The 19,339-nt window shown below is 70.4% G+C and carries 18 protein-coding genes; 5 read left to right on the forward strand and 13 right to left on the reverse strand.

Annotated elements, in window-relative coordinates:
- Positions 1-21: 21 nt before the first annotated feature.
- The 4 genes from QZM35_RS27140 to QZM35_RS27155 form a co-directional block, all read right to left on the reverse strand.
- Entirely contained in the window at positions 22-591 is a 570-nt protein-coding gene (locus QZM35_RS27140; RefSeq protein ID WP_301777176.1) for a hypothetical protein, read from the reverse strand.
- A 64-nt stretch (positions 592-655) separates the two neighbouring features.
- The gene (locus tag QZM35_RS27145) at positions 656-955 is read right to left on the reverse strand and encodes a DUF2795 domain-containing protein (RefSeq protein ID WP_069250315.1); all 300 of its coding nucleotides are present in this window, start codon (positions 953-955) and stop codon (positions 656-658) included.
- A gap of 26 nt (positions 956-981) precedes the next feature.
- Positions 982-2,010, reverse strand: a complete 1,029-nt coding sequence (locus QZM35_RS27150) for an SDR family oxidoreductase (protein ID WP_301777177.1) — start codon at positions 2,008-2,010, stop codon at positions 982-984.
- A gap of 30 nt (positions 2,011-2,040) precedes the next feature.
- On the reverse strand, positions 2,041-2,442 hold the full coding sequence (locus QZM35_RS27155) for a BON domain-containing protein (protein ID WP_089429282.1): 402 nt from the start codon (positions 2,440-2,442) through the stop codon (positions 2,041-2,043).
- A 242-nt stretch (positions 2,443-2,684) separates the two neighbouring features.
- Between QZM35_RS27155 and QZM35_RS27160 the strand changes: the two genes are divergently transcribed.
- Both QZM35_RS27160 and QZM35_RS27165 read left to right on the forward strand, forming a co-directional pair.
- Positions 2,685-4,004 carry a glycosyltransferase family 1 protein gene (locus QZM35_RS27160; protein WP_089429281.1) on the forward strand — a complete coding sequence of 440 codons (1,320 nt, stop codon included), beginning with the start codon at positions 2,685-2,687 and terminating at the stop codon, positions 4,002-4,004.
- Complete coding sequence (locus QZM35_RS27165) at positions 4,004-5,050, forward strand: UDP-glucuronic acid decarboxylase family protein (protein ID WP_089430080.1); 1,047 nt, start codon at positions 4,004-4,006, stop codon at positions 5,048-5,050. Before QZM35_RS27160 ends, QZM35_RS27165 begins: the two co-directional genes overlap by 1 nt.
- A 39-nt stretch (positions 5,051-5,089) precedes the next feature.
- On the opposite strand, the gene QZM35_RS27170 is transcribed toward QZM35_RS27165, so the two are convergent.
- Entirely contained in the window at positions 5,090-7,411 is a 2,322-nt protein-coding gene (locus tag QZM35_RS27170; protein WP_301777178.1) for a PAS domain-containing protein, read from the reverse strand.
- A 101-nt stretch (positions 7,412-7,512) separates the two neighbouring features.
- Between QZM35_RS27170 and QZM35_RS27175 the strand changes: the two genes are divergently transcribed.
- Positions 7,513-8,223 (forward strand): PIG-L family deacetylase, encoded by a 711-nt coding sequence (locus QZM35_RS27175; RefSeq protein ID WP_301777179.1) that lies wholly within the window; start codon positions 7,513-7,515, stop codon positions 8,221-8,223.
- Complete coding sequence (locus tag QZM35_RS27180) at positions 8,202-9,125, forward strand: glycosyltransferase family 2 protein (protein ID WP_301777180.1); 924 nt, start codon at positions 8,202-8,204, stop codon at positions 9,123-9,125. Before QZM35_RS27175 ends, QZM35_RS27180 begins: the two co-directional genes overlap by 22 nt.
- A gap of 14 nt (positions 9,126-9,139) precedes the next feature.
- Here the strand turns inward: QZM35_RS27180 and QZM35_RS27185 are convergent, their stop codons facing one another.
- Complete coding sequence (locus QZM35_RS27185; RefSeq protein WP_089434090.1) at positions 9,140-10,507, reverse strand: sigma-54 dependent transcriptional regulator; 1,368 nt, start codon at positions 10,505-10,507, stop codon at positions 9,140-9,142.
- 345 nt (positions 10,508-10,852) lie between these two features.
- Between QZM35_RS27185 and QZM35_RS27190 the strand changes: the two genes are divergently transcribed.
- Positions 10,853-11,893, forward strand: a complete 1,041-nt coding sequence (locus QZM35_RS27190) for a sigma-54-dependent Fis family transcriptional regulator (RefSeq protein WP_301777181.1) — start codon at positions 10,853-10,855, stop codon at positions 11,891-11,893.
- A gap of 22 nt (positions 11,894-11,915) precedes the next feature.
- Here QZM35_RS27190 and QZM35_RS27195 read toward each other — a convergent pair whose 3' ends face one another.
- Genes QZM35_RS27195 through QZM35_RS27225 form a run of 7 tightly spaced genes read right to left on the reverse strand, consistent with a single transcriptional unit; the run spans position 11,916 to position 19,268 of the window.
- Positions 11,916-12,866, reverse strand: coding sequence for a glycosyltransferase (locus tag QZM35_RS27195; RefSeq protein WP_301777182.1), 951 nt, complete (start codon positions 12,864-12,866; stop codon positions 11,916-11,918).
- Positions 12,856-13,941: a glycosyltransferase family 9 protein gene (locus tag QZM35_RS27200; RefSeq protein ID WP_089434089.1), complete on the reverse strand. Its 1,086-nt coding sequence runs from the start codon at positions 13,939-13,941 to the stop codon at positions 12,856-12,858. Before QZM35_RS27200 ends, QZM35_RS27195 begins: the two co-directional genes overlap by 11 nt.
- Positions 13,938-14,939 (reverse strand): glycosyltransferase family 2 protein, encoded by a 1,002-nt coding sequence (locus QZM35_RS27205; RefSeq protein ID WP_089429274.1) that lies wholly within the window; start codon positions 14,937-14,939, stop codon positions 13,938-13,940. The genes QZM35_RS27200 and QZM35_RS27205 overlap by 4 nt, the downstream gene beginning before the upstream one ends.
- Positions 14,936-16,681 (reverse strand): carbamoyltransferase C-terminal domain-containing protein, encoded by a 1,746-nt coding sequence (locus tag QZM35_RS27210; protein ID WP_089434087.1) that lies wholly within the window; start codon positions 16,679-16,681, stop codon positions 14,936-14,938. Before QZM35_RS27210 ends, QZM35_RS27205 begins: the two co-directional genes overlap by 4 nt.
- Before the next feature lie 3 nt (positions 16,682-16,684).
- Entirely contained in the window at positions 16,685-17,887 is a 1,203-nt protein-coding gene (locus QZM35_RS27215; RefSeq protein ID WP_089430079.1) for a glycosyltransferase family 9 protein, read from the reverse strand.
- A complete protein-coding gene (locus QZM35_RS27220) occupies positions 17,884-18,495 on the reverse strand; it encodes an HAD-IIIA family hydrolase (protein WP_089434086.1) in 612 nt (203 codons plus the stop codon). The genes QZM35_RS27215 and QZM35_RS27220 overlap by 4 nt, the downstream gene beginning before the upstream one ends.
- Entirely contained in the window at positions 18,486-19,268 is a 783-nt protein-coding gene (locus QZM35_RS27225; RefSeq protein ID WP_089429271.1) for an SDR family oxidoreductase, read from the reverse strand. The genes QZM35_RS27220 and QZM35_RS27225 overlap by 10 nt, the downstream gene beginning before the upstream one ends.
- Positions 19,269-19,339 lie beyond the last annotated feature (71 nt).

Here is a 19,339-nt window from a genome sequence, read left to right on the forward strand (position 1 = left end):
CTGCAAACGGGCGTAAAAAATTCAGCGTGGCTGGTCGTCCGATGCGGGCTCGCCGGGGCGACGTACCGGATCGAAGTCGCGCCACTCGCCGTCCTGCCAGTCGCCCTCGACACGCTCGATCGACGACGCCCCGGTCGCGCGCAGCACGTCCTCCGCGGTATTCACGGTGTCGGGCGCCACGCGCACCGCGAGGATCACGCCGGATTCGCTCTGCGCGAGCGTGCCCTTGCCCTCGGCCTGCTCGCCGCGCATGCGGCCCAGCGCGCCGCCGAAGGCGCCGAGATACGCGCCGGCCAGCGCGGCGGCGGCCGGAACGAACCAGTAGCGCACGCCGATCGCATAGACGAGGAGCCCCACGACGATGCCGATCACCACCCCGCGGATCGCGCCGATCATCGCGCCGCGCCCGCCCGGCTTCGCCGCCGTATCGGCATAGACGTCGCCGCCGATCGGAAAGCGCGCATGCTGTCCGGCCGGATTCAGGAAGAAGATCGATACGTCGTCCGAACCGAACGCGCGCTCGTAAAGGTGACGCGCCCCACCTTCCGCTTCGTCGAACGTCGTGAAGCGGCCTGCGACGATCATCGCCATGGTCGTGCTCCTCGTGACGGGGGTGGCGCCGCGTGCCACCGCACGCGGCGCGACGGGGCGGCCCTCACATCAGCCGCCCGAGTTCCTTCGACACCGACGCCGGCGTGCCGTATTCGCGATCGGGAATGCGGCGGAGCATGTCGATCACGCCGGGGTCCGCATGCGAGCGTTCCGCGCACTCGACGACCGCCGCCTTGCTGGCCGGATAGTCCATGCCCTTCAACGCCTTCTGCACGTCGATCGGGCTCGGCGCCTTGCCGTGGCCGCCCTGATGGCCGCCCTTGTCATGGTCCTGCTGCACGCGCTCGCCTTCGTGCGCGCGCGAGTGGCTGTATTCGTGGCCCGTATGTTGTCGGGATGTCATGAAAATCTCCTTGGGGATGAACGAAATCACGTCGACGCACGGCGCGCCCGCGCCAGCGCGGCGACCACCAGCGCCGCCGCACCGAGGGCGACCGCCCCCGCCACCTTCGGCCGCTGAACCACCGTGTTGTAGGCGCACCCGCGCAGCACGGGCCCGTCCATGCCTTCGCGCTCGTGCAGCGCATGGCGCGGCTCGTACAGCGCGTTGTCGTCGCGCGGGCGGGCGGGTCGATCCGTGCGCTGGCTGCGCCAGAACAGCCGGGCCGCGATGCGATCGAACAGGTGCGGCGCGTGATACGCGCTCGCCGACGCGAACTTCGCCGCGCCGCCCACGAACAGCGTGCGGCGCGGATGCGCGGCCGCGAACAGGATCGCGTCGGCCACCAGTTCCGGGTCGTAGATCGGCGGCGGCAGCTTCGCCTCGACGTTCATGTAGTTTTTCGCGTGCATCACGAACATCGTGTCGATCGCGGCCGGCTTGATCAACGTCACGGACACCGGCAGGTGGTCGCCCTCCATCTCGAGCCGCAGTGAATCGGTGAAGCCCTTCACCGCATGCTTGGACGCCGCATACGCGCTCTGCAACGGCACCGGCGCGTCGGACGCCTCGCTGCCCATGTTGATGATCGCGCCGCCGTGAAAATCGCCCTTGCGCCGGAAGTGATCGGCCGCCACGAGCGAGCCGTGCACGACGCCCCAGTAGTTGGTGTCGAACAGCTTGCGCTGGTCGTCGAGCGGCACCGCGGAAGCCGGGCCGAAGATCGATACGCCGGCGTTGTTGATCCACGTGTCGAAGCCGCCGTAGGTCTCGACGGCCTTGGCGGCCGCGCGCTGCAGATCCTCGAGATTGCCGACGTCGCCCGCGACCGCCACCGCGAGATCGCCATGCTGGCGCAGCTCCTCGCACAACGTATTGAGCGCGGCTTCGTTCCGCGCGAACAGCACCAGCTTCGCGCCGCGGCGCGCGGCCTTGCGCGCGGTGACGAGACCGATGCCGCTCGTCGCGCCGGTGATCACGATCGTCTGCTCGCCGACCGGTTTGAGCATGCAGTTCATGGCTGGACTCCTTGTGCGGCGCGGCCGCGGTCACTTGGCCCGGATCGTCAACTGATCGCGCACGTCCTGTACGCCTTCGACCTGCTTCACGACGCTGACGGCCTGCGCGCGCTGCGCCTCCTCGGGCACGCTGCCGGTGAGCGTCACGATGCCGCGCCGCGTCTTCACGTGGATGTCGCCGGACGACAGCCCGTTCGTCCCGACCAGCTCCGCCTTCGCCTTGGTCGTGATCGTGGCGTCGCGGATTTTCGTGCCGGTCGTCGTATGCGACGACGCTGACGTCGACGCGGCACTGTCGTCGCCGGCGGCGAGCGCGTTCGGCGCGATCACCGCGCACGCCGTGGTGGCGGCGATCGCGATCGCCATGCCGGCGCGCATCGCGTTGCGACGACGGACCCTCGGGGAACGGGCTTGCAGCGGAAATGCCTTCATCGTGACCTCCTTTCGTCGAGCCGGGATCGCCGGCGGGTGAGCGGGACAGCGCAAGTCGCGTGCCTCGGTGCCGGTGCGGCGCCGCCGCGGGTTCGCCCGATCAGACGCCCTTTCATCCAACCCGTTGTAATTTTTTCGGTATCCCGACGGGGGGCTCCGCGGGCAATGCCCCGGGTATGCCGCTTGCCGAACCACCGGCAACGGTGGCCCATCCACGCGGCCCCGATACCGGGAGCAACACCATGCAAAGAATCGCGTTGATCAGTGAGCACGCATCGCCGCTGGGGGTGATCGGCGGCGTCGATGCCGGCGGGCAGAACATCTACGTCGCGAACGTCGCGAAGCAACTGGCCGAGCGCGGCCTCGACGTCGACGTCTATACGCGCTGCGACAACCCGCACCTGCCGGAAGTCGTGCCGATCGGCACGCACATGCGCGTGATCCACGTACCGGCCGGGCCGCCGACCGACGTGCCCAAGGAGCGGCTGCTGCCGTACATGGTCGCGTTCGCGGACGGCATGGTCGCGCGCATGCGGCGCGAGCCCGACCCGGTCGACGTGATGCACGCGAACTTCTTCATGTCGGGCGACGCGGCATTGCGCGTGAAGCGGCAGCTCGGCATCCCGCTCGTCACGACCTTCCATGCACTCGGCCGCGTGCGCCGGCTGCACCAGGGCGACGCCGACGGCTTCCCCGATGCGCGCTTCGCGATCGAGGACACGCTCGCGCGCCGTTCGGACCGCGTGATCGCCGAATGCCCGCAGGACGCGCTCGACCTGACGACGCACTATCGCGCCGACGCCGCGCGCATCGAGATCGTGCCGTGCGGCTTCGACGTGCGGGAACTCAGGCCGACGCCGCGCATCGACGCGCGCGCGCAGCTCGGCTGGCCGCAGGATGCCTTCGTCGTGCTGCAGCTCGGCCGCCTCGTGCCGCGCAAAGGCATCGACACGGTGATCGACGCGCTGGCCCGCATGCCGCGCGACCCGTGCCGGCCGACCCACCTTTATATCGTCGGCGGCAGCCAGGCCACGCCCGACCCGGCCCGCGACCCGGAACTCGCCCGCCTCGCCGGGCTCGCGCACGACCTCGGGATCGCCAATCGCGTGACCTTCGTCGGCCGGCGCGACCGCGACACGCTGCATCTGTACTACAGCGCGGCCGACGTGTTCGTCACGACCCCGTGGTACGAGCCGTTCGGCATCACGCCGGTCGAGGCCATGGCCTGCGCGACGCCGGTGATCGGCAGCCACGTCGGCGGCATCCGCACGACGGTGGAAGACGGCAAGACCGGCTATCTCGTGCCGCCGCGCGATCCCGCCGCGCTGGCCGCGCGGCTCGTCGAGCTGCGCGCGCAGCCCGAGCTGTGCGCGGCGCTGGGACGCGCCGGCTACCTGCGCGCGCATCGCTTCTATACATGGAAAGGCGTGGCCGACCGGCTGGTCGACATCTATCGCGACGTCGCGCGGCCGCGCAGCGCCGGCGCGTCAGCCGGCACCGGTCGCCGCACGCCCGTGTCGATCACATCGGGCGCGCTCGCCCATCGCAAGGAGAACGCATGATGAAGGGCCATGATCGCAAACGCGTGCTCGTCGCCGGCGGCGCCGGCTTCCTCGGCTCGCACCTGTGCGAACGCCTCGTGACGGACGGCCACGACGTGCTGTGCGTCGACAATTTCTACACGGGCGCGAAGGACAACATCGCGCATCTGCTCGACGCGCCGACCTTCGAACTGATGCGGCACGACGTGACGTTTCCGCTCTATGTCGAGGTCGACGAGATCTACAATCTCGCGTGCCCCGCGTCGCCCGTCCACTACCAGCGCGACCCCGTCCAGACGACCAAGACGAGCGTGCACGGCGCGATCAACCTGCTCGGTCTCGCGAAGCGCGTGAAGGCGCGCATCCTGCAGGCGTCCACGAGCGAGGTGTACGGCGACCCCGACGTCCACCCGCAGCACGAGCAATACTGCGGCCGCGTGAATCCGGTCGGCCTGCGCGCCTGCTACGACGAAGGCAAACGCTGCGCGGAAACGCTGTTCATGGACTATCACCGCCAGTACGGCGTCGACGTGCGGATCGCGCGCATCTTCAACACGTACGGCCCGCGCATGCATCCGGCCGACGGCCGCGTCGTGTCGAACTTCATCACGCAGGCGCTCGCCGACGCGCCGCTGACCGTCTACGGCGACGGCAGGCAGACGCGCTCGTTCTGTTACGTGGACGACATGGTCGATGCGCTGATCCGGCTGATGAATGAGCCGGGCGACGCGAGCGAGCCGGTCAATCTCGGCAGCGACGCCGAGATCGCGATGCTCGACATCGCGCGCGAAGTCGTGCGGATCGTCGGCGCGACGGTCGCGATCGAGTTCCGGCCGCTGCCGTCCGACGATCCGCGCCAGCGGCGGCCGAACCTCGATGCCGCGCAGCGGCGCCTCGACTGGCGCGCGACCACGCCGCTCGCCACCGGGCTCGCGCGTACCGTCCGGTACTTCATTCATCGGCAGGCCGCGCTTCACCAACCGGGCGATCTCGTGCGCAGCACGCAGATCGCGTCGCACCTGCTCGCGCAGGCCGATATGCCGCGCCGCCCGGCACCGGCGCAGTGACGATGCCGGCGCGTCCGGCGCGCGCCGTCCGTCAGTCAGTCAGTCGTCGCGCTTCGTCACGAGCATGATCTTGTGCGCCAGTTCGCGCACGTCGACCGGCTTGCACAGATAGCCGTCGAAGCCGGCCTCGAGGGCGCGGCGCTCATCCGCCGGGCCCGCGTGCGCGGTGACGGCAAGCACGCGCAGGTTCCGCGTGGCGCCGTTGCCGTCGCCGTCGCCATTGCCCGCACCGCGCCGAAGCGCGTCGAGCAGCCAGAAGCCGTCGCCGTCCGGCATCGCGAGATCGGACAGCACGACGGTGGGCTGCAGGCCGGCGGCCATCGCGAGCGCTTCGCGGCCCGACGACGCGACCGTGACGGCCGCGCCGAACGTCGTCAGCGCGGCGGTCAGGCTCGCGCGCGTCGTCGCATCGTCGTCGACGATCAGGATCCGCTGCGCGGCGAGCCCGAGCGGCGCGTGACCGTCGCCCGCCTGCGCGAGCCCCCACGCCATCGCGCCGGCCGGCTGCCAGCCGGCCGGCAGCCTCACCGTGAACGTCGAGCCGAGATCGCGGCCCGCGCTTTCGGCCGTCACGGTGCCGCCGTGCAGCTCCGCGATATGCCGCACGATCGACAGCCCGAGACCGAGCCCGCGCCGCGACGACGCCGGCGAATCGTCCGCGCGACGGAACATGTCGAAGACGTACGGCACGAACTCGGGCGCGACCCCCTGCCCCGTATCGGCCACGGTCAATACCGCGTGCGTGCCGTTGCGCGCCAGCCCGACATGCACGCTGCCGCCGCCCGGCGTGAACTTCAGCGCGTTCGACACGAGGTTCGACAGCATCTGCCGCAACCGTTCGGCGTCGCCGGACACGATGAACGTGCTGGACCCGCAAGCGAATTCGAGCATGACGCCGGCCGACGACGCGGCCGTCTGGAACGTGCCGACCGAGTCGGAGAACAGCCGCGCGAGGTCGACCGGCGCCGCGTCGAGCCGCAGCTTGCCGGTCGCGAGCGACGACGCGTCGAGAATGTCGCCGACCATCCGCGTGAGCGAGCGCGCGCTGCGGTCGATCGCATCGATCGCCTGACGCTGCAGCGCCTGGTCGACCGAATGGCGCAATACCTCGACCCAACCGTAGATTACGTTCAGCGGCGTGCGCAGTTCGTGCGACACCGTGGCCAGCAACTCGTCCTTCAACCGGTTCGACGTATCGGCCTGGTCGCGCGCATCGCGCGCCCCCTGCAGCGACCGCTTCGCGCGCAGATCATGGCGGCGCCGCGCACCGGTCTCGTGCAGCGTCAGCGACAACGCAATTGTCGCGACCGCGTCGCCGCGCAACCGGCGCGCCGACACGGTCGCCCGAAACCGCCGGCCGTCGCGCCGGACGCACAGCAACTCGACGGGCCCGACCGCGTCGCTCAGGTTGTCGAACGATTCGGCGAGCGGGCCGCGCCGCAGCCAGCGCATCGCGACCAGGGACTCGAGCGAACGGCCGCGTGCGTCGTCTTCGTCATAGCCGAAAATCCGCTGCGCGGCCGGGTTCCAGCTGACGATGCGGCCATCGCCGTCGACGCCGACGATCGCGTCGGGCGACGCGTCGACGACCGCTTGCTGAAGACGCGACGCATCGACCCGCGCGCGGTCCGCGCTGGCGTCACGCACGATCATCACCGCGCCGTCGATGTGGCCGTCCACGTCACCGAGCGGCGACGCCACCTCGACGACCGGCACCGGATCGCCGCCCTCCGCCGCCTGCAGCCAGTGCCGGTCGGACGTCGCATGGGCGCCGCCGAGCGCGCGTTCGAGCGGGGTCGTCGGCACGCGGCGGCCCGCGTGGTCGACGATCCGCAGCACGTCGCGCGCGGGCCGCCCCGTCGCGTCTTCCGGCCTGCAGCCGACGAGCGCGGCCGCGGCCGCGTTGAGGTAGGTGACCCGCCCGTTCGCATCGGCCGCGATCACGCCGTGCGGCAGTGCCTGCAACACGGCTTCGAGCCGCTGCCGCGCGGCCGCCTCGCGCCGGCGCGCACGATCGTTCGTGAGCCGCGTATGGCGCAGCATCGCCGCGAGCGCGCACACCAGCACGCCGACCAGCATGAACGTGCCGAGCTGCACGAGCCGATCGGGCAGCGGCTGCGTATAGGCCGCGGGATCCGAGAGGAACAACGTCCACACGAGTATTCCGCTGGCCACGGTCGACACGATACCGAACAGGAACGATGTCGCCCATGCGGCGCCCGCGAGCAACGGGTAGTACAGCACGAACGGCAGGTTCACGCCGCCGAAACGGATCGCGAGCGACTGCAACACGGTCGCGATCGCGACCAGCATCGCTGCCATCACGTAATTGCCGGCGCGCGGTCGGGTCATTTCAATCATCGGACACGTTCCTGCCTCGAGTGGCCGGGCGCTCTCCCGGAAACGACGGCCGGGCACGATGCCTGCTCGCCCGGCTGGCCAACCACCCGGGAGATCATCTCGTGACGCATGACCCGACACGCTGGCTCGTCGTCGCGCCCCATCTGGACGACGCCGTCTTCAGTTGCGGACGCCTGCTTGCGGCAGCGCCCGGCTCGATCGTCGTCACCGTGTTCGCCGGCATTCCGCCGCGCGATGCGCCGGCGCCGCCATGGGATCGCCGCGCAGGCTTCCAGCGCGCCGACGAAGCCGTGCGCGCGCGCCGCGACGAAGACCGACGCGCGCTCGCACGGCTCGACGCGCGGCCGGTCTGGCTCGACTTTCTCGACGATCAATACGGCACGCCCGCCGCATCGGCCGCGATTGCCGCGCGCGTGGCGCGGGAGATCGACGCTCACGCCGGGTTCGGCGTCCTCGCGCCGGCCGGCCTGTTCCACCGCGATCATCTGCAAGTGCAGCAGGCCGCGCTGTCGCTGCTGGAGCGCGCACGCGCGTCGCACGACGCGGCGCGCGCGTGGCGCTTCTACGAGGACGTCCCGTACCGCCGGATCGCGGGGCTGATGGCCAGGCGCGTGAGCGACTGGCGCGAGCGCGGCTGGATCGCCCATCCGGCCGGCGCCCCGGCCTGCGACCGCGCGGAAGCCATCGCCGCGAAAGCCGCCGCAGTCGCCGCGTATGCGAGCCAGGTTGGGTTGTTCGATCCTCATATGCGCGCCGATCTCAAGGAACCCGAAACGTACTGGCGGCTCGAATGCGACGTCACGTTCGCGTAACCCCCGCGCGCCACGTTGCGCCGCCGCCCGAACCGCGCGTGACCGCCATCGTGCTGACGTTCAGACGACCGGCCGGGCTCGCGCACACGCTGGCCCGGCTCTCGTCGCTGCCCGACCGGCCCGCCATCGTCGTCGTCGACAATGCGGCGCAAGCCGACACCGCCGCGCTGATCCGCCACCGCTATCCGCACGTCGTACTCGTGCAGGCGCCCGCCAATCTCGGCGCGGCCGGCCGCAATCTCGGCGTGGCCGTCGCCCGCACGCGCCACGTCGCGTTCTGCGACGATGACACATGGTGGGCGCCCGGTTCGATCGAGCAAGCGGCGGACCTGCTCGACGCGTATCCGCACGTCGCGTCCGTCACCGCGCGCGTGCTCGTCGGCCCTGACCAGCGCGAAGACCCGACCTGCCGCCGGATGGCCGACAGCCCGCTCGACGCGCCCGTCACGCTGCCCGGCCGCCCGATCCTCGGGTTGCTGGCCGGCGCGACGGCGTTCCGGCGCGACGCGTTCATGCAGGCAGGCGGCTACCATCCGCGCTACTTTCTCGGCGGCGAGGAAGCGCTGCTCGCGCTCGACCTGTACCGCGCCGGCGGATGGCTCGTCTATGCGCCGCGCCTCACGGTCCACCATGACCCGTCGCCGCAGCGCGACGCGCGCACGCGCGCCCGCGTCACCGCCCGCAACGCGGTATGGACTGCCTGGCTCAGATGGCCGGCCCCGGCCGCGCTGCGGCAGACCGTGCGGCTGCTGCCGCGCCTGTGGCGCGACCGCATGCTCGCGCGCACGTTCGCGGGCCTGGCGTGGATCCTGCGTGAGCGCCGTACGATCCCGCCGCACGTGGAACGCATGCGCCGCCAGCTTGAACGCGATGCGCGTCGGGATGCGTGCCACGGAGCATGAGCGCGGCGGCACCATCAGGAATCCGGTTTTCCCGCATCGTCGTCCAGTTGCGCGAGCCGGTTGTAGATCGTTTTCAGGCTGACGTCGAGCACCTCGGCCGCCTGCGCCTTCACGCCCCCGCATTGCGCGATCGTGCCTAGGATCAGCTTGCGGTCGACTTCCTCGAGCGGCGTGCCGAACGGCACGGTGACGCGATCGTCATGCGAATCGACCATGCTCGACAACTCGTCCATGATCGGCGGCGGCAGCGTATCGATCAGGTCCGTATCGCTGAAGATGCTCGCGCGCTGCACGAAGTTGCGCAGCTCGCGCACGTTGCCGGGCCACGCATAGGTCTTCAGCGCGTCGCGCGCGGCGGGCGAGAAACGCAATGAACGGCCGCTTTCCTCGTTGTAGCGCTGCAGGAACGCATCGGCCAGCATCGGGATGTCGTCGCCGCGCTCGCGCAGCGACGGCAGCGGGATCGGGAACACGTTGATCCGGTGGAACAGGTCGGGCCGCAGCTTGCCGTCGGCCATCGCGGCTTCCGGGTCGCGGTTGGTCGCCGCGACGATGCGCACGTCGACATCGATCTCGCGCGTCGAGCCGAGCCGCGTGAGGCGCCCCGTCTCGAGCACGCGCAGCAGCTTGACCTGCGACTCGAGCGGCATCTCGGTGATCTCGTCGAGAAACAGCGTGCCGCCGTCCGCGCGTTCGAAGAAGCCCTTGTGCTGGCGCTCCGCGCCCGTGAAGCTGCCGCGGTCGTGACCGAACATCTCGCTCTCGACGAGGTTCGCGGCAATCGCGCCGCAGTTCACCGCGAGGAACGGGCCGCGGCGGCGCAGGCTCAGGTCGTGCACCGTCTGCGCGGCCAGCTCCTTGCCGGTGCCCGATTCGCCCGTCAGCAGGACCGATGCCTCGGTGCGCGCGACCCGGCCGATCGCGTCGTAGACGGCCTGCATCGCGGGCGAGCTGCCGAGCATGCGGCCGAAACGGCCGAGGCGCTGCAGTTCCGAACGCAGTTCGGCAATCTCTTCATGCAGCGCGGTGGTGCGCGGCACGCGCGCGAAGATGCTGTTCAGCCGCTGCATGTTGAGCGGCTTCACCAGGTAGTCGGTCGCGCCGCGCCGCAGTGCGTCGATCGCGGTTTCGAGGCTCGCGTGGCCGGTGGTCAGCACCATTTCGCAGTGCGCACGCTTCGGCAACGCATCGAACAGATCCATCCCGTTGCCGTCCGGCAGCACGAGATCGCACAGCACGAGATCGGGGGGATGCGTCGACACGAGCGTGCGCGCTTCCTCGAGCGTCGCGGCCGTATCGCACGACAGCTGCTGGGTGCGGGCGAGCGTCGCGAGCATGGTGCGTGTATCGGCATCGTCTTCGACGATCAGGACGTAGGGCATCGAGGCTCCTCTTGAAGCGGCCCGCCCCTGCATGGCCGGAACCGCAACGGACGCGCAGCGCACTGTCTCCACCTCGTTTCGTGGCGGTATGCGCCGCGCTGTGCATGATCGGAAGGACAAGCGTTCCTGCGCGGGATACGACGCTTAGCAGTATAGAAGAATGGTGTCGCGCATTCCCCGCCTATCGAATAAATCTATCCGGCCGCGCGGCCCGCATTGCAGATTCAATGTCTCACCGTCGGTATAAAAGGTATTCTCGGTATAGGAAAACGGTGACGCATGCCACGTCATTTTTTCACCTGGTCTCGACGCATTCGGTCAAATCTTCCCATTCGATATCACACCATGTCGAAATCCGTCGATGACGGCACGCGGCTCTTCGGCCGCTCGCGTACGATCCAGACCCTGTTGCTGAAGGTGTCACGCGTGGCCGCGACACGCGTCGGCGTGCTGATCGTCGGCGAAAGCGGCGCGGGCAAGGACATCGTCGCGCGGCTCCTGCACGACCTGAGCCCACGCCGCCGCGGGCCGTTCGTTCCCGTCAATTGCGGCGCGATTCCTCACGACATTGCGGAATCGCACCTGTTCGGTCACGAGAAAGGCAGTTTCACCGGCGCCGTGGCCCAGCACGTCGGCATGTTCGAGGCCGCGCGCGGCGGCACGCTGTTTCTCGACGAGATCGCCGAAATGCCGGCCGAGCTGCAGGTCAAGCTGCTGCGCACGCTCGAGTCGAACACGATCGTGCGGGTCGGCGGCCACGAATCGATCCCGCTCGACGTGCGGATCGTCGCCGCCACCCATCACGACCCGGTCGAGGCCGTGCGCAGCGGGCGGCTGCGCGAGGACCTGTTCTACCGGATCGCGACGGTCGCGCTGCACGTGCCCGCGCTCAGGCAGCGCGAGGACGACGTCGACGATATCGCGCTGCAGATCGTCGAGCGGCTGAACGCGCGGCACCGCACGAGAAAGCGGCTGTCCATCCAGGCGATGAAGGCGTTGCGCGCCTACACATGGCCCGGTAACGTGCGCGAGCTGCGCAACACGCTCGAGCGCGCGTTCATCCTCGCCGACGAGCAGATCGAGCTGCAGTTGCCGCGCCGTGCGCCGCCGCGCGACGAATGTCGTCACAACGCGATCACGCTGCATATCGGCACGACGCTCGCGCACACGCAGCAGCGCTTCATCGTCGCGTCGCTGCGGCATTTCAACGGCGACAAGCCGCGCACCGCAAAAGCGCTCGGCATCAGCCTGAAGACGCTGTACAACCGGCTCGCGCTCCTGCCCGAACATGAACGGGAGGCGTTTCGCGGAACCGGCACGTCGAGCATGCCGAACACGTCGAACACGTCGAACGTGCCGAACCCGCCCGACGCACCGACGCCCTGAGCCCGCGCGGCACGCGTGCGACTCACGTCGCGACGTCGTGCAACGCCGCGTCCCAGTCGCGCACGAACCGCTCGATGCCGAAGCGCTCGCACGCGTCGCGTCGCGCGGCGGCGCCCCACTCGCGTGCGAGATCGGGATCGCGGATCAGCATGCGCATCGCATCGATCAGCACGGCCGGCCGCGTATCGGCCATGCCGTTGCGGCCGCTCCGGATGAGCAGCGCCATCTCGGTCGTCGCGAGCGCGACGATCGGCATCCCGATCATCATCGCCTCGATCACCGCGAGCCCGAGGCTCGTATAGCGGATCGGATTGAAGAAGAACCGGTAGTGCGACAGGAAGTGCGGCAGCGCCGGGTTCGGCACCTCGCCGATCCCGCCCAGCTCGGCCGAGCCCATCCCGACCAGTTCGAGCGGCACGCTGTGACGCGCGGCCTCGAACAGGTCGGCGCCCAGGCGACGCCCCCGGCGCGCCAGGTTGTTCACGACCGTCACGCCTTTCGGCAACGTCCCGTGATACGCGACGTGCTCGGGCATCAGCACGCCATGCTCGATCACGCGCGTCGGCGTCACGCCGTTGTCCCACATCAGCGCGTTGAACGGCGTCACGTGCACCAGCAGCACGTTCGGATCCTGCACCGGATGCAGCGTATCGGTCGGATGCCCGCGCGGCGGATCGTGCTCGACGAACAGGGTCGGCAACGCACGCTGGTCGTCGCTCAGCAGCCGCAGGCGGTCGTGCTCGTAATGCTTCTGATGCTGGTACAGCACGCAGTCGAATGCGGTGTCGCGCACGCACTCCGCCGGCACCTCGTGCACGTTGTCACCCCATGGCAGGTGCCCGACGCGGCCCGCATAGCCAGGCGGATCGTGCGGCTTCGTCACGATGAAGAACTCGTGCGGCGCCTGCGACAGGTAATACAGGTAATTGCCATGCACGTGCCAGGTCAGCACGCGCAGCCGCTTACGTGACATGACGCCTCTCCTCCGCCAGCAGTTCGCCCGCCTGCTCGATCACGTCGCCGACGCCGATCGCCATCGCGCATTCGTGCCCATACGGGCAGGTGTCGAACATGCACGGCCGGCACGCCGGATAGTTCGCGAGGACGCGGTGACGCGCGCTGTCGAGCGGCGCCCAGCGGCCCGTGTCGCTGCCGCACGCGACGACCACGCTCGGCGTGCCGAGCGCCGCCGCGACGTGCGACACGCCCGTGTCGTTGCACAGCACCAGCCGTGCGCGTCCGATCAGCGCGGCAAGCGCGCCGAGCGGCGTGCGGCCGCACAGGTTCACGCAGGGCCGCGCGAGATGCTCGGCGAACGCACCGGCCAGCGCCAGTTCCGCGCGCGTGCCGGTCAACACGATCTGCCAGCCGTCGTCGGCGAGCTGCCGTGCGGCAAGCGCGAAGCGGTCGACCGGCCAGCGCCGCGACGCCATCCGCGCACCGGGATGCACGATCACGTAGCGCCCCGGATCGAGCGCATGCTCGTCGCACAGCACGTGCCACAACGCGTAATCGAGGCCGCCGAGCGGGAATTCGAGGTAGTCGCCCCATTCCGCATAGCCGAGCGCGCGCATCAGCGCCAGGTAACGCGTGACTTCAGGCTCGTCGTCCCGCCACGCGAGCGCGTGGTCGAGCCGGGTCGCGCCACCGTCGGCCGGCACGAAGCCGGCCGTGCGCGTGGCCCCGAGCGACGCGACGATCGCGTTGGTGGTCGTGCCGCTGCCGTGCAGCTGGATCGCGAGGTCGAAATCCCGCGCGCGGCACTCGGCGATGAACGCTTCACGGGCGGCTGCGTCGGGCACCGGTTGTTCGCCGAGCCCCGGCGCACCGGGAAACGCGATGAAACCGTCGAGGTAATCCGAGAAGCGCGACGCAAACTCGCGCGCCCACGGCAGCCCGATCAGCGTGATCCGCGCGTCGGGTTCGCCGCGCCGCAGCGCGCGCAACGCGGGCACCGCGCACAGCATGTCGCCGAGCTGCAGCGCACGGAACACCGCGATGCGCGCCGGGCGCCGCACACGCTCGAAATCGGCAGGTTCGGTCGTCATAGGAACAAGACCCGGAAATGAAGCGCGCCGCGCATGCGCCAGTACAGCGACACGGGCGGAATCGCGATGGACGTGACGATCATCTCGGCCACGTGCGACGGCGTGAGCCGCGTGCCGCGCAAGCGCTTCACGCAGAACGCCGCCGTCAACACGGCCCAGGCCGCCGCGCATGCCACGCCCGGCGCCGGCCACCCGGCCGCGAAGCACACGAGCGCGCCGAGCGCGGCGAGCACCGCCGCGTAGTAATGCCACGGCGGCACCGGCCGGATATGGCGGCGGTAGGTCGCACGGTGCTTCTTGTACAGCAGCGCGTCGAAATAGACCTTCGACTGCTGGCCAATGCTCGCGCCCCAGCGCGCGGGGCGGACCGGATGCACGATGCACGCCGCATCGGCGTCGACGATCGGCCCCGCGTGTTCGCGCAACGCGAACATCAGGTCCGCGTCCTCGCGCCAGGCGCGGGTGAAGCGTTCGTCGAAGCCGCCGACCCGTTCGAGCGCCACGCGCCGCACGAAACAGTTCGCGGTCGCGAATTCCGCATGCGCGAGGCCGGCCGCGTCGCGCTCGTAGTCGGTCGGGTGCGGCCGCAACGGCACGTCGATGCGGCCCGCGGCGGCGGACGCGGTCGGCTCGGCCAGCAACGCGGCCGTGCCGTGGCGCAGCCACGCCGGATCGGGAATCGTGTCGTCGTCGGTGAACGCGATCAACGCGCCGCACGCGCTGCGCCAGCCGACGTTGCGCGCACCGGCCGGCCCCTGCGTGGCGGGCGCGGTCATGTAGCGGATCACCGGCACGTCGGTCACGCGCGCACGGCACCGCTCGACGACCGGCCGCGCGCTGCCGGCGGCGTCGTCGTCGACCACGATGATCTCGTAGGCCGTCGGGTCGAACACCTGCACGCACAGCGCGTCGAGGCAGCGTTCGAGCAGGTCGGGCCGCCGGTAGGTCGGCACGACGACCGACACGATCGGCGGCCGTTGCGTGTCGCGCGCGTTCATCTCGGTTTCTCCAGCAGGAACGAACCGATCACGAGCGCGTCGAGCGGCGACGTCCAGAAGCATTCGAGCGCATCGCGCGGCGTGCAGACGATCGGCTCGCCGCGGGTATTGAACGACGTGTTGACGAGCACCGGCACGCCGGTGAGCGCGTCGAACTCGGTCAGCAACGCGTGCAGCAGCGGATGCTGCGCTTCGTCGACGGTCTGCACGCGCGCGGTGCCGTCGATATGGCGCACGGCCGGAATCGTCGCCTCCGCGCCGGGCGCGACGTCGTACACGAACAGCATGAACGGCGCGCGCAGCGGCGTGCGCCGTCCGCCGCGGAACCAGTGATGCGCCTTGCTTTCGAGCACGACCGGCGCGACCGGCCGAAAGTCCTCGCGATCCTTGATCTTGTTGAGCTTGCGCTGCATGTCCGGATCGGTCGGCGACGCGAGGATCGAGCGTGCGCCGAGCGCGCGCGGGCCGAACTCCATGCGCCCCTGGAACCAGCCGATCACGCGGTTCGCCGCGAGCAGCGCGGCCGTCTGCGCGGCGACGTCGGCCAGCCGCCGGTACGGCAGCTGGGCGTCCTTCAGGAACGCCTCGATCGCGTCGTCACCGTATGACGGCCCGAGATACGCATGATCCATCCGCCATGCGCCGCGCTCGCCGCGCATCCGGAAGTCGGTCCACAGCGCCGCGCCGAGCGCGGTGCCGGCGTCACCGGCGGCGGGCTGCACCCACACGTCGTCGAACGGGCCGCGATCGCGGATCTTCGCGTTCATCACGCAGTTCAGCGCGACGCCGCCCGCCATCGCGAGCTGCCGCTCGCCGGTGCCGGCGGCCAGCCAGTCGACCGCCTGCAACGCCGTTTCTTCCAGCACGCGCTGCAACGCATGCGCGATGTCGCAGTGATGCGGCTCGATCGGGCCGCCGCGTTCGCGCGGCGGGCCGAACAGCGCGACGAGATCGCCGTCGAGGATCGCGTAGCGTCCGTCGCCGTCGTAGCGCACCAGCTTGCGCATCGCGTCGGCGAACACCGGCTTGCCGTACGACGCGAGCGCCATCACCTTGTACTCGTCGGACGAGTGCAGGAAGCCGAGGTAGCGCGTCACGCGTTCGTACAGCAACCCGAGCGAATGCGGCAGGTTGACCTGGCCGAGCCGCCGGTACGACCGGCCGTCGAACGCGCCGTAGCTCGTCGTCGCACGCTCGCCGCGCCCGTCCATCGTCATCACCGCGCAGCGCGCGAAAGGCGCCGCGAGAAACGCGCTTGCCTCGTGCGCGAGATGGTGCTCGACGAAATGCCAGCGGAACGGCCCGTCGTGCGTGACACCGCGAAAACGCCGCTGCAGGTGGTGCGGCGCACCGCCCGCGAGCTGGCGCGGCGCGTTCACGATCGACGACAGGAACAGCGGATGCCATGGCGACGCGCCGCCGTTGCGCGGCGCGTGGGCCGACGGCGAAAGCGGCAAGGTCAGCGACGGCTCGGCCGTGTCGCGATCGAGCTCGAACCACGGGTCGTACGAATACGCGACGTGGTCGACGTCCGCGAGCACGATGCCGGCCTCCGCGAGACAGTAGTCGATCGCATGGTAGGGCAGCTCCCAGGTCGAGAACGGTACCGGGCGCTTCGCATGCTTCACGTGCGTGAAGCGTTCGTCCTCGGCGGCCGCGATCACGATGCCGTCGCGCACGAGGCACGCGGCACTGTCGTGAAAGGCGGCGTTGATGCCGAGCGTATGGATCGGTTCGGGCATGCGTCAGCTCCTCGTGATGGCGGGCGAGAACGGAATCACGTTCGACGGGCTCGCGTCGACCGGTCCGTCACCGTGCAGGGCGGCCCGCACGGCCGCCCGCCGCGCATGGCGCATGCGACCGCGCAGCAGCGCGTGCACGGCGGCGACGGCATCGTCGACGCTCACCGCGCGCAGGCACGGATGGCCGGGTTGGTCGCACACGCTGCGGTAGCAGTTGCGGCATGGCACGTCGACGTTCAGCACCCGGTGCGGCACCCGCCAGGGCGTGTGCTGCGGATTGGTCAGCGCATAGAGATCGACCACCGGCGTGCCGAGCGCGGCCGCGAGATGCACCGGGCCGGAATTGTTCGACAGCAGCAGGTCGGCCGTCTCGATCAGCGCGCCGAGTTCACCGAGCGACAGCGCGCCCGCCAACGGCACCGCGCGCGGGCCCGCGCGGGCGCACACCGTGTCGACCAGCGAGCGCTCGCTCTCGCTACCCGTCACCGCGATGCCATCGAACAGCGGCGCGACGCTCGCGGCCACCTCGCCGAAGCGCTCGGCCGGCCAGCGACGCGACGCCGCGCTCGCGCCCGGATGCACGACGAGCCAGCGCCCCGATGGCGCGCCCGGCCGGCGCGGGCCGCCGATGCACTGCAACGTGGCCTGCAACCGCGCGCTCACCGCACGCCGCGCCGCGTCGCCCGGCTCGAACGCCATCCGCCAGTTCGACGTCGTGGCGCCGATCGCGCGCACGAGCGCCAGCTGCCGCGCCACCTCGTGCCGCACGTGCGACTCCGGTTCGCTTTCCGGCACGCGGTCGGTCAGCAGTTCATACGGGTTCTCGCGGCAATGCGCGAGCCGCAGCGGAATGCCCGCCAGCCAGCACATCATCGCGGCGGGCAGCGGGTTCTGGCTGTAGACGGTAAAGACCGCGGCCGCATCGAAACGGCCGGCCAGCAGCCGGTCGATCATGTCGAGATCGGCAACCGGATCGCCGCGCACGTCGGGGTGCTTGACCCACGGCGCATCGTAGGTCCACACGTCGTCGACCATCGGCAGGTGCGCCGCCAGCGCGGCGCCCGTGCGTGACGTCAGCAGCGTGAGCCGGCGACCCTCGCCGCTTTCCTTCAGCGCGCGCAACGCGGGCGTCGTCATCAGCACGTCGCCGACGCTGTCGAGCCGCACGCACAGGATGCGTCGCGCGCGACGCCACGCGGCGTTCATCGCCGCCCCCACGTGCCGTGCCGCCGCACGGCTTCGCGCGCGACGATGTCGGCCGCGAGGTCGACGCGATCGACGACGTGGTGCGGCGATCGCGAGGCGTCGGTGCGCCATTCGGTCTCGTGCCCGCAGTCGACGAGGATCGTGCGGCAACGCGCGGCGCGCCCGGCCGCGACGTCGTCGAGGATGTCGCCGATCATCCAGCTCCATTCGGGAACGACGCCCAGCATGGCCAGCGCGCGACGCAACATGCCGGGGCGCGGCTTGCGGCACACGCAGTCAACCGTATAGGCCGGCACGCTGCCGCGCGGGTGATGCGGGCAGTAAAAAAAATCCGTCAGCGTCGCGCCGTTTGCTTCGAACAGTTCGGCGAGACGCCGACGGACCGCGCCAAGCTCGTTTTCGGTAAAGCGGCCGAGCGCGACGCCCGGCTGGTTCGAGACGACCACGATCGGCATGCCGGTCGCGCCGAGCGTGCGCAGCGCACGTGCCGCGCCCGGTGCGAGGCGCATGCGCGCCGGATCGACGTTGTAGGGCACGTCGTCGAGCAACGTGCCGTCCTTGTCGATCAGCACGGCCCCGGGCAGCCCCCTTTCGCGCGTCAAGGCCATGACGTCTCCTTCATCGGCAGCACCATCACTTCCGGCACCACCGTGCCGGGCGGCTGCATCAGCACGAAGCGCACGGCGGCCGCGACGTTCTCGGCCGGCTGCAGCGTGTCCGCGTCGATGTCCGGGAAGCGGTCGAGCAGGAACGGCGTGCGCATCCCGCCCGCGACGATCGCCGACACGCTCACGCCGGCCGGCCGCAGTTCGGCATGCAGCGCATGCGACAGGCCGAGCAGCCCCCACTTCGTCGCGTGATAGGCGGACGCATTCGGCCATGCGCGCTTCGACGCGGTCGACGCGATGTTGACGATATGCCCGGTGCCGCGCGCCTTCATCATCGGCACCGCGGCATGGCACATCAGGTAGGGGCCGAGCAGGTTCGTCATCAGCACCTGCCGCCACGCGTCGACGCTCACGTCGTCGATCGGCGCGGTCACGTCGATCGCCGCGTTGTTGACGACCACGTCGAGATCGCCGAGCGCTTCCCGCGCGTCGTGCACGACCTGCAGCACGGACGCCTCGTCGCGCACGTCGAGCGGCCGGCCGACCGCCTGCCCGCCGTGCCGTTCGAGCCGCTGCGCGACGGCGGCCGCGCGGTCGCCGTCGAGATCGGCGACGACCACGTGCGCGCCGTGCCGCGCCAGGTCTTCGCAAATGGCTTCGCCGAGGCCGCGGCCGCCGCCGGTCACCAGCACGACGCGGCCGGCGAGCGGCGCTTGGGGCGAATCGTGTTTGACGTCGTTCACCTGCACCTCCTTGCGAACGTCCGGACGCATCCGGACCGGCTGTGACGCTTGTCGCGACAAACGTCGGTGCAGGAGATACAGCGAGAACCGTGCCGGCTTGC

Source organism: Burkholderia sp. AU45274 (genome assembly GCF_030482505.1).
Lineage (GTDB): Bacteria > Pseudomonadota > Gammaproteobacteria > Burkholderiales > Burkholderiaceae > Burkholderia.